General features: G+C 41.0%; 13 protein-coding genes. 8 read left to right on the top strand and 5 right to left on the bottom strand.

The annotated features are described in order from the left end of the window. The first annotated feature begins 71 nt into the window (after positions 1 to 71). Positions 72 to 1,223 (top strand): beta-aspartyl-peptidase, encoded by a 1,152-nt coding sequence (gene iadA / locus ABD010_RS02890; protein WP_343810112.1) that lies wholly within the window; start codon positions 72 to 74, stop codon positions 1,221 to 1,223. 37 nt (positions 1,224 to 1,260) lie between these two features. Continuing rightward, a complete protein-coding gene (gene nhaC, locus ABD010_RS02885; RefSeq protein ID WP_343810110.1) occupies positions 1,261 to 2,715 on the top strand; it encodes a Na+/H+ antiporter NhaC in 1,455 nt (484 codons plus the stop codon). Positions 2,716 to 3,039: 324 nt separating this feature from the next. On the opposite strand, the gene queF is transcribed toward nhaC, so the two are convergent. From queF to ABD010_RS02865, 4 genes are all read right to left on the bottom strand, one after another. Continuing rightward, positions 3,040 to 3,528, bottom strand: coding sequence for a preQ(1) synthase (gene queF / locus ABD010_RS02880; protein WP_343810108.1), 489 nt, complete (start codon positions 3,526 to 3,528; stop codon positions 3,040 to 3,042). Then, positions 3,525 to 4,094 carry a VUT family protein gene (locus ABD010_RS02875; RefSeq protein ID WP_343810180.1) on the bottom strand — a complete coding sequence of 190 codons (570 nt, stop codon included), beginning with the start codon at positions 4,092 to 4,094 and terminating at the stop codon, positions 3,525 to 3,527. The genes queF and ABD010_RS02875 overlap by 4 nt, the downstream gene beginning before the upstream one ends. Then, positions 4,090 to 4,743, bottom strand: coding sequence for a 7-cyano-7-deazaguanine synthase QueC (gene queC, locus ABD010_RS02870; RefSeq protein WP_343810179.1), 654 nt, complete (start codon positions 4,741 to 4,743; stop codon positions 4,090 to 4,092). The genes ABD010_RS02875 and queC overlap by 5 nt, the downstream gene beginning before the upstream one ends. Positions 4,744 to 4,889: 146 nt before the next feature. Continuing rightward, complete coding sequence (locus tag ABD010_RS02865) at positions 4,890 to 5,786, bottom strand: hypothetical protein (RefSeq protein WP_343810106.1); 897 nt, start codon at positions 5,784 to 5,786, stop codon at positions 4,890 to 4,892. A 576-nt stretch (positions 5,787 to 6,362) separates the two neighbouring features. Between ABD010_RS02865 and ABD010_RS02860 the strand changes: the two genes are divergently transcribed. Together ABD010_RS02860 and ABD010_RS02855 are read left to right on the top strand one after the other, a co-directional pair. Next, positions 6,363 to 7,100: an SEC-C metal-binding domain-containing protein gene (locus ABD010_RS02860; RefSeq protein WP_343810105.1), complete on the top strand. Its 738-nt coding sequence runs from the start codon at positions 6,363 to 6,365 to the stop codon at positions 7,098 to 7,100. A gap of 114 nt (positions 7,101 to 7,214) precedes the next feature. Further along, positions 7,215 to 7,955 carry a type II toxin-antitoxin system prevent-host-death family antitoxin gene (locus ABD010_RS02855; protein WP_343810103.1) on the top strand — a complete coding sequence of 247 codons (741 nt, stop codon included), beginning with the start codon at positions 7,215 to 7,217 and terminating at the stop codon, positions 7,953 to 7,955. Positions 7,956 to 8,026: 71 nt separating this feature from the next. Here the strand turns inward: ABD010_RS02855 and ABD010_RS02850 are convergent, their stop codons facing one another. After that, the gene (locus tag ABD010_RS02850) at positions 8,027 to 9,007 is read right to left on the bottom strand and encodes a formylglycine-generating enzyme family protein (protein WP_390350888.1); all 981 of its coding nucleotides are present in this window, start codon (positions 9,005 to 9,007) and stop codon (positions 8,027 to 8,029) included. A gap of 168 nt (positions 9,008 to 9,175) precedes the next feature. Between ABD010_RS02850 and ABD010_RS02845 the strand changes: the two genes are divergently transcribed. From ABD010_RS02845 to ABD010_RS02830, 4 genes are all read left to right on the top strand, one after another. Beyond that, the gene (locus ABD010_RS02845) at positions 9,176 to 10,096 is read left to right on the top strand and encodes an ArsR/SmtB family transcription factor (protein WP_343810101.1); all 921 of its coding nucleotides are present in this window, start codon (positions 9,176 to 9,178) and stop codon (positions 10,094 to 10,096) included. 400 nt (positions 10,097 to 10,496) lie between these two features. Beyond that, a complete protein-coding gene (locus tag ABD010_RS02840; RefSeq protein ID WP_343810099.1) occupies positions 10,497 to 11,792 on the top strand; it encodes an ABC transporter substrate-binding protein in 1,296 nt (431 codons plus the stop codon). A 24-nt stretch (positions 11,793 to 11,816) separates the two neighbouring features. After that, the gene (locus tag ABD010_RS02835; RefSeq protein ID WP_343810097.1) at positions 11,817 to 12,698 is read left to right on the top strand and encodes a carbohydrate ABC transporter permease; all 882 of its coding nucleotides are present in this window, start codon (positions 11,817 to 11,819) and stop codon (positions 12,696 to 12,698) included. A 2-nt stretch (positions 12,699 to 12,700) separates the two neighbouring features. Continuing rightward, on the top strand, positions 12,701 to 13,615 hold the full coding sequence (locus ABD010_RS02830; protein WP_343810095.1) for a carbohydrate ABC transporter permease: 915 nt from the start codon (positions 12,701 to 12,703) through the stop codon (positions 13,613 to 13,615). The last annotated feature ends 34 nt before the right edge of the window (positions 13,616 to 13,649 follow it).

The raw sequence follows: 13,649 nt of genomic DNA, 5'->3' as shown, positions 1-13,649 counted from the left end.
TAAACAAGGGGGTAAAAGTACCATTTAAATTTTTTCAAAAGTAACTATTTTGAGGTAATGGAGGCAGAAACATGATAACACTAATTAAAAATGGGGAAGTTTACGCACCAGAACCACTAGGAAAAACATCCATTTTACTTGTGGATCAACGAATTGCCAAGATCGGAAAAATTGATGAACAAACCGTAAAAAATCTAGGAGTACCATATGAAATTGTTGATGCCAATGAATCGATTGTCGTTCCAGGATTTATAGATCCTCATGTTCATCTGATGGGTGGTGGTGGAGAAGGCGGGTTTGCCACACGAACACCCGAAATCCAGCTCAGCGATATGATTCAATCAGGAATCACTACAGCAGTCGGTTTACTCGGAACGGATGGCACAACCCGTCATGTAACATCACTGTTGGCCAAGGCACGGGGGCTGGAAGAGGAAGGAATGACAACCTATATCTACACAGGAAATTATGCCGTTCCAACGTCTACAATCACATCAAATGTAAAAGATGATGTCATTCTTATCGATAAAGTTATTGGAGCAGGTGAAATTGCCATCTCTGATTCCCGGTCGGGGCAACCTTCTTTGCATGAATTAGCTAAATTGGCTGCTGAAGCTCGCGTCGGTGGTATGTTAAGTGGGAAAGCAGGGGTGACTCATTTTCACACTGGTCCGGGGAAAGAATATTTAACACTTTTACATCAGTTGTTGGAAGATTATGAGATTCCGCCATCGCAGCTTTATGCCACTCACATCAGCCGGAGCAAAGGATTATTTGATGACGCTGTTTCTTTGGCGGGTAAAGGTGCATATGTCGATATAACAGCAGACGAAAAAACTGGGGAGTGGATTACTTATTATAAAGAAAAAGGCGGTGACATGGAGCACCTTACTCTATCTTCAGATGGAAATGGCAGTCTTCCAAAGTTTGACGACGCAGGTAAATTGATAGGTTTTGGTGTTGCGAGTACACAGACTCTCTTTAAGCAGGTTGTTTCCGCTGTAATGGAACATGATTTGCCGTTGGAAGACGTTTTACCACTGGTTACATCCAATACGTCAGATGTATTAAAGCTGACCAATAAAGGCAGGATCCGAATATTCAATGATGCTGATGCTTTAATTTTGGATAAAAAGACATTGACCCTTCAGCACGTATTTGCTAAGGGGCGCCATGTAATGAAAGATATGGAATTGCTTGTCAAGGGAACGTTTGAACATTAAGCTTTGCTACTAAAAATAATTATTGGGAGGAACAAATATGAAAAGGCACCCAAACTTGTTTGAAGCATTTTCACCAATCGTAGTCATGCTCTTATTGCTCGCTGTCGGCTATGGAGTGTATGGATTTAATCCGGAACCCTTACTGATCCTCGCTTCTGTTTATGCTGGAATCATTGCCTTTCGATTGGGATTTACGTGGGATGAAATGATGGAAGGGATTCAGGAAAAAATCAAACAAGCGATGCCTGCAATTCTTATTTTAATATCCATTGGCATTCTAATTGGTACATGGATGGTCTCCGGAACCATTCCAATGATGATTTATTTTGGATTAAAATTAATTGATCCCACATTTATTGTACTCATTTCGTTTGTGGTAGCCGCTATCATCTCTATTGTGACAGGCACATCCTGGGGTTCTGCCGGTACAGTCGGTGTCGCATTAATGGGAATTGCAACAGGCCTGGGGGCTAATCTGCCAGCGACTGCCGGTGCAATTGTTGCGGGCGCTTATTTTGGAGATAAGTTATCACCACTTTCAGATACAACTAACCTGGCACCGGTTGCTGCCGGAAGTGAGTTGTATGAACACATTAGGCACATGCTTTGGACGACTGTGCCTGCTGCCATTATATGTCTTGTGGTATATGCTTTAGTAGGATTTAACTTATCTGCTGGAGATGTGTCTACGCCTGAGACGATGAATGTCATGCTGCAGACATTAGCGGAAATGTTTGATTGGAGCATCTGGTTGTTGCTGCCTCCAGCAATCATTCTTTATGGATCCATTCGAAAAAAGCCAACATTACCGACAATTATCCTTTCGTCCGTAATAGCCGCTATTTTAGGCAGGTTTCAAGGATTCACTTCTGTCGATATTTTTGCCTCTACCGTTTCAGGATTTGATGTTTCGATGGTAAACCGGTCTGGATTTAACGCAGGGAATGTCGCGGATGAAGTTACCCAACTTGTTAACCAAGGAGGAATGCAGTCCATGACAGGGGTGGTCCTGATTGCGTTCAGTGCCTTTGTGTTTGCGGGGATTATTACAAAGGCCGGTTTGCTCGAGGTGATAATTGAAAATCTCATGAAATTAATTAAACGAACGGGGGACCTGGTTTTATCGACAGTGCTTTCCTGTATAACGATGGCGCTTGTCACTGGAAATTCTTATCTCTCTATTATCGTTCCGGGGGAAATCTTTCAGGATACCTACCAGAAATATAATTTACATGCCAAAAACCTATCAAGAACGCTTGAGGATTCCGGTACTGTCGTCGTACCGCTTATTCCTTGGTCTTCCGCTGGCGTGTTTATGGCTGGTACGCTTGGAGTTCCCACGCTTAGTTATGCGCCATGGGCAATTCTTTGCTATGTAGGATTCATTTTTGCCATAATTCTAGGCTACACCGGAATTGGCATCGCGAAAAGCAGTGAAGGGGAGAGTGTGGAAGAAAGTGCCGGTGAGTCGTCGGATCGGGGGACAGTTTAGTGAGGGAAGAGGTGGTGCCCGTATGTCCACCTTTCAAGTGCTTGCGTTATGGTTTGCGTTTGGAATGCTTTTGGCGTCTATGTCTGAACGGCATAAGTAAACCTCCACTGAGTTGGTAGCTGTGCCTGGGAGGTTTATCTTCCAAGAGCCGCCCCCTTTGACGGGGTTCGGTTTATTGTTGACCGTCGGAGTTCCGGCGGTCTTTTAATATACCACATAAATGATGTTTATATGACATAAATCGGTACTATACGTAATGGAACCGTGAAACTGTGAATGGGACGAGGAGCCTGTTCCACCGTCCCACTCGGATTTTTTTCCCATTTACCTATTATCTACACGCTCTGGATACATGTCATGCTGATGCAATCGCTGTTCTGCCATTTGTTCGTATTTGGTGCCGGGTTTTCCGTAATTGCAGTATGGGTCAATGGATATCCCGCCACGTGGGGTGAATTTTGCCCAGACTTCGATATATTTTGGATCCATAAGTTCGATTAAGTCTTTCATAATCTGATTTGCGCAGTCCTCATGATAGGCCCCGTGGTTTCGGAAGCTGAACATATACAGTTTCAGTGACTTGCTCTCGACCATTTTTATATGTGGCATATACGAGATATAAATTGTCGCAAAGTCGGGTTGCCCGGTCATGGGGCAAAGGCTTGTGAATTCCGGAATATTGAATTTGACAAAGTAATCATTTTTCTGGTTCTGATTTTCAAATGTTTCCAATACGCTTGGGTCGTATTCCTGGGAATAGGTTGTTTGCTGGTTGCCCAGTAGTGTCAGGTCTTTTGTGTCACTCTTTTTCATGCTGTTTTCTCCTCCCGATTGATATCTGATATATTTGGTTCATAAATTTCCAGTTTTGTAAATAATTGCTTTATGCCGCCTGCTACAACTAATTGCATGAGCACTTTCGTTACCCATTGTCCCAAAATGGCATACCCAACAAGGTTCCAGGGAACAAAATTTAGACCCAGCGGACTGATTCCAATCAATACAAACACTGCTGAATCAAAAAATCCTGCGACGACGCCGGAATACATGACGCGCCTGATAAATGGTATTTTAAACCGTGTATATATTTCGGTATCCGTTGTTTCCGAAATCAAAAAACTGACGACGCTTGCAAATACAATCCACAGTTCATCCCCCAACAAGTGACTGGATAATGCAGATAATGCGAGCGCAATGGCAATGAACAGGTATGTTTTCTTTTTTCCGTAACTATTTTGAACCATGTCCCGCATAACGAGTGTCAATCCTATGAAAAAAGTTCCCCATGGTATGATGAAAATGCCAAGGTCAAGCGGTGCAAATTTTGCTGCGGTTACATTGGCGGTTACAATGGACAGCAAATAGATGGTTATTCTAATCATGTGCAACCAGTCCTAAGTATTCTTGCAGCCCATTCATGCGCAGCTTGCAGGAAGGGCATTCCCCGCAGCCGTCACCGCTTATTCCGTTGTAGCATGTCGTCGTTTTTCCCCTGATGTAGTCGAGTTTCCCCATTTTGTCTGCCATTTCCCACGTTTCTGCTTTCGTCTTTCTCATTAAAGGGGTGTGGATCTCAAAATCGTAATCCATCGCCAGCGACAATGTTTTTTCCAATGAATCAATGAAACTTGCACGACAATCCGGGTATCCGCTGTAATCGGCCTCGCCAACGCCTGTTATAATGTGATGCGCGCCGACGTTCTTTGCATGGATCGCTGCAAATGAAAGAAATACGTGATTTCGTCCTTCCACATATGTGTTTGGCACATCTCCAGCATCGTCAATTTCCATGTCATTTCTGGTCATGGCATTTTCGGTTAATTGATGAAGCACGTCCAAGTTTATCCGTTTCTGTTTAACGCCTAAATCGGCTGCAATCTGCTTTGCCCCATCAACTTCCGAAATGTTTCGTTGGCCATACAAAAAAGTGACGGCTTCCACATCGTCAAATTCTGATAACGCCCATAACAGGCATGTTGTGGAATCTTGTCCGCCACTAAAAACAACAACAGCTTTTTCCAATTTTATTCCTCCCTAGTTTTGTTTAAAGAGGGGATGGTCTCGAACCCTCTATCTATACTATACAAAAAAGTTCTGATTTTTGTAAGGAGGTGAGAGGGATTTTTGGCAGGGGACAGATGCATGGGGCGGTTCCCGCTTTTTTTAGATATTATTTATGAATAAACAACAAAGCATTTATGCATTTTCTGTTTAAATCCCTTTGCATAATATGGTTTGGAATTATTTTTATTTGGAACTAATTTTACCATGCAGTACATGTGGTGAAGAATCCCGTCGCTGATGCATGATTGAACGCTCGAAGATAAACAATTTTTGCTTGTTGCTATCTCAAACCTCCAGGATTTTTTGTCAACAACAACCTTCTTTTGGAAACGCAAGGAAATTAGGTCCTTATTTTTATATGGTTTCTGAATATAAACCTTACCGTGAAATACATAATATCTTTCTGTTAATGTTAAATATGGTTGCTTATCTACGTTGATAAATATATCATTCATTGAACGTTTTTCATTATTTATCTTGATAATATTTTTATCTTTATCATATTCATTACTGGTTAAATACGTATTTACGAGGGAATTTATTGCAGAAAATCTGCTTTTTCTCATCATTGATTTCTTTGTATGGGTCTGTTTGTTTCCCTTATGCATGTTTCGTTGGGAATTAACTAAACTATCCTCTTGTTTCTGTTGGACATTTTCCGGATCTTCACTAATCATTTTAATTTCTTTTCCAATATGAATAGAGTCTTTTAATCTGTTAAGATCATTTATATTGATTTCATCCTGTATATCATTTTTTTCAGCAGTGTAATGGCAACCGGGCATGTGTTTTTTGTTCTCTTCCGATATACGAAACCCAAAAATTTTGGCCCCTTGTGCTTTTGATTTTCCAAAATTAATTAGTGTCAAAGGAACAGAACACTTAGCATCCGCACAATGAAAGGCCCGCGGATCCGTTAATTTGCTCGTACCAGTAAGGGATAAACGATGCGCCTCCTGTGAAGAAACTTCTCTGTTTAGCTGTTTACTGTACGCTATTTCTGCCATAATCCATCCTCCTGTTCCGGGTAAAATAACTATCCCGATTTTTACTATTTGCAACAAAATGTTTAAAAGTCCCCCAAACGGAAGACAACTCGCCAGGTAAATCAATTTGCGCTCATTATATATATTGGATTCTTAAAAATGAGAATTCTTTATCCGTATTTAGTGTTTTTCCCTTATATCTTTTTCGACAAAAAAACTAAAAGTCCTTGCGATAACTGGAATTTATATTTATAGGTAATTGTGGTGGAAGAGTAGGTTATAAGCAGAGAAATTAATGAAATAATGATGACCAAAATTGATAATAAAACAGTCCAAGTTATCATTATGAATCCCAATTTTCTTGTTTTTATGTGTGAACCGGTTATAATAAGAATATAATATGGAGTGCAAGGGAAGAAGAAATTCCCTTGCCAGTGGTGCGGACTATCGCTTGGTGGAGCGGTGGTCTTTTTTGATGTTCAGTAATGAGATTGTCAGATTAAAATAATGGCAGATGTGGGGTTACGTTCATTCGCTTCGCCCTTAAACATGTTAAAATAGAATAAACACAAACAAAAGGAAAGAGGTGGCCTTTCAATGGGTTTGGTAATTGACTACATCATTTCGCTTACACACTTATATGGACTGGTCCACAATGGTAAAGTTGCTGAGATATACAGTATGCAAAATGATGAAAACGTTGGGACAGCAGATATGGATGACAGGGCAAAAAGCAATGTGGAGGAACTTCGCAAAAACTTTGTGGAATTGCATGGTGATTATTTTGTTCATGAAGCTATCATGGAATTTGATGAATTTGAGGTGGAGTTGGCCAAACGTCAAGGTAAGCCTTTCTATATTCCGGATAAAAAGGAACTGTTGAAATATAAAGATGATTTTTATTTTGAACGGACGAAGGAATATCATGCATTGAAAAAATATGTGCAGCAGGAATTGTTGGATGGCGATGCACGTAAAGCGGAGGAACTATGTGCAGATATTCATGGTGAATGTGAATTTAGTTTTTCATTGGATCATATTTTCCGTCCATTTAAAACGGCGGGCGTTGAATTTGAAAATCAGAAGCAAGTGGAGGAAGTGATGCAGCTTGTTATGGATCTTTCCAATAATGTCAGGTTGTGGGAGAATAACGGGTTTACACCACGAGAGTTGCATAATCAGGTGGAACGGCCGATGTTGAACCCTTTACCGGATGAGGCGTCTAAGGCCGAGTCGGGGAGAGAACAGACCCCCTCCGTTAGCAAAAAGATTGGCAGGAATGAGCCATGTCCATGTGGGAGCGGGAAAAAATATAAGAAGTGTTGTGGGGCCTAATTTGTTAAAGGCATTGTTGAGCAGCAATGATCTGTAAGGTTTGCATTATTCTTATAATTTGGATATGATCAAATTAGCTAAGTTAGCTAATACCAGTGATGGCAGGTGAGCAAAATGATTGTCCGTACAACTGAGGTGCAGAATAATTTTGGAAAATATCTAATGATAGCGGCAAAAGAAGAAGTTATCATCACTCGCAATGGTGTGGAGGTTGCGAGATTGCAGTCAATGGAAGAGGTTCCTGAGGCAACACGAAAGGAAAGTGTCGTGAACGAAATGCCATTGTTTTATGATGCGAAACCCAAAAAGGCAACGTATGAGGAGTTTCTGAAATTAACCCGTAATGAGGAAAACCGTTACGAATATATTGACGGACAGATTTACTTGCTGGCTTCACCAAGGACAGGCCATCAGTATGCTGTTGGTTCTTTGTTTGGCATTTTATTTAATCATTTTCAAGGCAGCCAATATACACCATTTACAGCTCCCTATGATATTCATCTCAAGAGACCGGGTCATGATGAGCCTTGTGTTGTGCAACCTGATTTAATGGTCATTTGCGATTTGGACGAACATCTGGATGACCAGGATTATTATACCGGGATTCCGTGTCTCGTGGTTGAAATCTTATCAGAAAGTACGCAGGGCAAGGACCTGGTCAAGAAACTGGATCTTTATATGGAATGCGGCGTCCAAGAATATTGGATTGTTGATCCAACTGAAAGGAAAGCAATCATTTACCATTTTCAAGATCATAAAATCAAACAAACCTCCATGTGCAAACCACCTGAAACTGCGCACTCCTTTCTTTTCGAGGAACTTTCTGTGGAACTCGAACTTTTATTCAAGTCGTAGAATCAGAGCACGTAGTTGGTTTGGTTGTCAGGAAATTTGTAATCATCCCCCTTCTCTATCATTGATTTGAATTATGTTTGAACATCAGACACACAGCGAAACCCAAGATTCCCTGTTGCACTATCGATTGTATTAGAACTACGTGCCGCAACCCTGTATCGATTACAATATGATTTGTGACAAAGGTAGGAGCCCCCACGCATGACTTTGGACGTTCCTCTATTAGGGCCTTTAGGATTATTTGCTTGGTTTGGATTTGGTGTATTGGTGAACCAGTCGGAGCACCATTCCCACACATTACCTGACACATTGTACAGGCCATACCCGTTTGGGGGAAAGGACTTGGCGGGAGCGGTGCCCAAATAACCATCTGCTACCGTATTATTGTTAGGAAATGAACCCTGCCATATATTGCAATAGTGGTTACCGTTTGGTGTAAGTTCGTTTCCCCATGGATAGCGTTTTTGCTCTAACCCTCCACGTGCTGCAAATTCCCATTCCGCTTCGGTCGGCAGTCTTTTACCTGCCCATTTACAGAAGGCAATCGCATCGTTCCATGAGATATGTAATACAGGGTAATCCATTCTGTCCTCAATCGATGAATTTGGACCTTCTGGCTGTTGCCAGGTGGCTCCTTCAACCGCGAACCACCATGGTGTTGAAGGAACTTGTGTCATTTGTCCCAGTGGTATTTCCGGGAGAAATTTATGGAATACGAAGGACCAGCCAAATTTTTCTGAATCCGTTTGATAACCTGTCTCATTTACGAAGGCAGTAAATTCTTCATTTGTTACTGCATAACTGTCCATGTAAAAAGGGTCGATGCTTACTTTTTTTATGGGTCCTTCCCCATCTGCTTTAAAACCTTCCTCATCCTCAGTACCCATTAAAAAATCATTTCCAGGAATATAAACCATCTTATCAGAGTATATAGACCTATTTATGTTTGTGGTGTCCAATTTGTAAGCGCCAGATGGATTATGATGGCTGTTTGTAAACACTTCCCGACTACTGCTACAACAGGAGTTTGCATTCGTTTTATTTTGATTCAATGTTGATGCACATCCTTATCCAAAGTATTTAATTTCAGTTTTTTATGATTATAGCAAAATTAACTAACTTTTTCGATAAGCAGCAAGTATGCAGTTTTTACAAATTGTAAGTAAAATTCAAAGGGGGTATAATGATGTAATAAAATCGCTTTCACTGGGGGTCACGTTATGTTGGAGTTGTCGATTGATGAATCAGATGTATTAAAAAAGGTAGCGCACGCTTTGTCTTCGGAAGTTAGGATAAATATCCTGAAATTATTAAACTACAAAAAAATGAACGTTCTTGAATTGTCGGAAAAGCTTGGATTGCCTGTTTCGACTATTGCTTCTAACATAAAGGTGCTTGAAAAATCAGGGATCATCTCTACAGAGTTACAACCCGCGTCAAGAGGAACAATGAAGGTTTGTACGAGAAATTTTGATGATATCCATATGCAATTGAATTCGGGTACTGGATATAATGATCCAAAGAATTCCTATCAAATCGAAATGCCTGTCGGACATTACATAGACTCGGTTATTCATCCGACATGCGGGCTGATTAACCCGCACGGTATCATGAAGCCTGAGGATGAACCTTCTCTTTTCTATCATCCGGATCGTATGTCTGCACAATTGGTCTGGTTCAGAAAGGGCTATGTTGAATATCGGTTTCCGTTATTTGTTCCGGCTGATGCAGAGCTGGAGTCCATTCAATTTTCATTGGAGCTCTGCTCGGAAGCTCCTAATTATGACCATGATTGGCCGTCGGATATTAGCATATGGATTAATGGGCATGAAGTGTGTACATGGACGTGTCCGGGTGATTTTGGAGACAGAAGGGGGAAATTGAATCCGCAGTGGGTTCCAGATAAACACACGCAGTACGGGCTGCTAAAGACTTGGAAGGTCAATGATAAAGGCAGCTTTCTTGACGATGTGAAAGTGTCGGATGTTACCTTACATGACATTAACATTGGAGGAAACAAGTCGGTTTTATTTAAAATTGGTGTAACGCCGGATGCGGCCAACATCGGTGGTATCAACCTGTTTGGCCGGGGATTCGGGGATCATGACCAGGATATTCTCATGCGGCTTATTTATTCGTAACGATACACAACAGAAAAATTTTCAAGGCTCATTCGATGCAAATAGGATGCATTGAATGAGCTTTTATTGTATTTTAAAAACTTTCATTTTTTCAAAAAAATAATTGACGTAGAAATATGAAAGCGTTATCGTATATTTAATACAACTTTTATGTTTTATACAAATATATTGTAATAAATGGACAACATGCTGCGATTTAAAGAAGGGGGTGCGTGTATAAAAATGTGAATCGTATATTTCAGCAGATAAGAAAGTATAAAACTTTCTTACTGCATAAGTGCAACTATGGCTGTCACCTAAAGGCTTGGTGACAACCAAGTTTTCTAAAGTTTTGTAGAGCAGCTGGAAGTTGAGTACAATGCATTCTATTTTTAATTTTGGAAAAGGAGGAGTGAAGCGGGTGAAGAAAAAGAGTTGTTCCATGGTGCTTTTGCTTTTATTACTGGTCTTTATATCCGGGTGTTCTAATCTGGCTATGAGTTCCACAGACAGTGACAAGATAAAACTTGACTATTGGACATTATTTGGCGGGGGTGACGCCGAATTCATGAAAGAAATTGTTCAGAAATTCAACAATACGCATCCTGATATACACGTGAACTATATTCAATTACCATTTGATGATTACTATACGAAATTGGTAACAGGTATTGCGGCCGGGAAGGCACCTGATGTCGCAGTTTCACACATTTCCAGGCTGCCGCAGTTGATTGAACTTGGGGTTGTCAGCAGCCTTAATCCTGATGCGCAAAAACAAGGCCTTCAATGGGATAAGTTCAATCAGAATATTTTAGACGCATCTGTTATTAATGGTAAACACTACGCAATTCCGATTGATACCCATCCAATTGCTTTTTACTACAACAAAGAATACTTAAGGAAAGCCGGCTTGTTGAATGACCAGGGTAAACCGATCATTGAAGAGACTCCTGAGGGATTTGTCAACTTTTTAAACAAGCTGAAAAAAGAACTGCCTCAAGATATTGCACCTTTTTCATTTGCAACAACAGGGATAGATCCGTACCGGTTATGGTGGTCGTTTTATCATCAGCTTGGTGCAGACGGTGTATTGTCTGATGATCTGAGCTCGGTAGACTTGGAAATGGACAAAGCGGTAAAAGCGGCAAATTACATGAAAGATTTGTATTACAAACATAAGGTCATACCGCTGCATATTACAGATTTTTATCGTACATTCCAAAGCGGGAAGGCGGCGACGCTAATTACAGGTGTCTGGTCGACAGGAATTTGGGAAGGAACGGATGACCTGGAATTTGGTGTTGTTCCGGTTCCGGCAATTTTCGGGGAAAAGGCTGTCTTTGGTAACTCACATACGTTGTTTTTGCCGAAAAACGAAAACGTAGATAAGGAAAAACGGAAGGCAGCATTTACTTTTGCAAGTTTTGTAGCTGAAAATGGACAAATCTGGGCAGAGGCGGGGCATATACCGGCAAAACAGACGGTTTATGAAAAAGAGGCCTTTCAGGAACTGCCGTACAGAAGTCAATATGTTCAAATTGCCGATCATGTTGCTTTTCAGAAACCATCGGTCGCCAATGGGACAATTGAAACAATACTTACAAGGAACTTGGACACGGTCCTTAATGGCAGCAAATCTGCAGAAAAGGCATTTAAAACAGCGGAACAGGAAATTAAAGAGTTATTACAAAACTCGTTGTTAACGCCGGATGAATAATTTACAGGTGGAGGTGGACGGCAGATGAAGGGTAAAGCAATGTCAGGGAATGTTAAAGCGATTCCCTTTTTACTCCCGTTTTTTATTATTTATGTGATGTTTACGGTCTATCCAATCTTCAAGGGTTTGCAAATGAGCTTTTACGATTGGTCCATTATTCAGAAAATGGAATTTGTAGGATTGGAAAACTATATCAAGATGTTTCAGGATCCCGATTTTTGGAGTTCCCTTTGGAATACAACGTTGTTTACGATTTTATCAACGCCAACGATGATTATATTGGCATTGGTACTTGCCTTGATGGCTAATACTAAAACGAAATTGCGGGGATTTTACAGGGGTGCATATTTTCTGCCCTCGATATTATCTGTATCGGTCATTTCTTATATCGCAATTTTTTTCCTGCAGCCATATACGGGTTTTTTGAATTCTTTTCTTCATATGTTTGGTATTCAAAAAGAATTCTTTTGGCTGGCGGAACCAACTCTCGCATGGGTCTCCATCGTTGGTGTGACCTTATGGTGGACGGTTGGATTTAACATGATTTTGTTCCTGGCAGCGTTACAGGATATCCCGGATTTTTTATATGAGTCTGCTGATATTGACGGGGCGACTGCCTGGCAAAAATTCCGGTATATTACGTTCCCTCAGCTGATCCCAATTGGCAGAGTGATCTTGTTGCTGCAAATACTTGCTTCCTACAAGGTATTTGCCCAAATTCTGTTGATTACTGGAGGGGGACCTGGTACAACCACCAGGCCGCTTATCCAATATATTTATCAGGCAGGTTTTGAGAAATTCAATCTTGGCTATGCGGCGACAATGTCTTACGCATTATTTTTCATCCTACTAATCCTGTCTTTAATTCAATTGAAAAGCCAGTCTGATGATCAGGGGGTGATATAAGGATGGAAACCAATACATTGCCAAAACGTGAGGTTCAACCAAGTCAGGTTCCGGATCAGCCTCGTCAGAATCAGCCACCTCCTCAGCCGAAAAAGAGCAAGTTTAAAAGAGGGAAGGTTTTACGTAATGTGCTTCCTTTTATCACGGCAGTCTTGTTCCTGGTTCCGCTTATATGGATGTTTTTCGTCTCACTTAAGGAACAGGGAGCAGCCATCAGCGGTGTACTGGAATGGTTTGCACCGCCGTATACATTTGAAAATTACGTGCATGTTGTGATGGATACGGCTGTGCTAAGGTGGCTGGTAAACAGCTTGGTTGTCGGTATTATTACGACTATCATCACGTTGGTTGTCACGTCAATGGCCGCTTTTGCTATTTCGCAAATTAAGTTCAGTTACAAGAAGTTTATCTTTGTATTTTTTCTTGCGGGACTAATGGTACCGGGTGAAGCAACTATTATTCCGTTGTACCAGATAGTGAAAGACTTAAGTATGCTTGATTCCTATATTGGCTTAATTCTTCCGGGAATTGCTTCGCCTCTTGGTGTCGTCATTCTTAAGAGCTTTTTTGACGGCGTTCCAAAAGAAGTCATTGACAGCGCGAAAATTGACGGTTGTTCACTATTCAGGATTTACTATAATATCGTGCTGCCGCTGGCAAAACCGGCAATGGCGGCGATTGCGATTTTCACGTTTATCGGTTCATGGAATAACTTTTTGTGGCCATATCTGGCTATCTTTTCAGAAGAGTTGTACACACTTCCGATTGGGATTCCAACATTTAATTCGAATTACTCGCAGGATTATGTCTTACCGATGACAGTGAATGCGGTGGCTTCGATTCCTGTAATTATTGCCTTCTTTTTCTTTGAGAAGCAGATTGTTAAAGGAATCAGTTTTACAGGGGTTAAAGGATAAAACCTTATCAACGCATCGAAAAATACATTAAAAA

The organism is Virgibacillus siamensis, assembly GCF_039522605.1.
GTDB classification, from domain to species: Bacteria; Bacillota; Bacilli; order Bacillales; family Amphibacillaceae; genus Lentibacillus; species Lentibacillus siamensis.
This window is presented reverse-complemented; position numbering and strand designations above follow the sequence as displayed.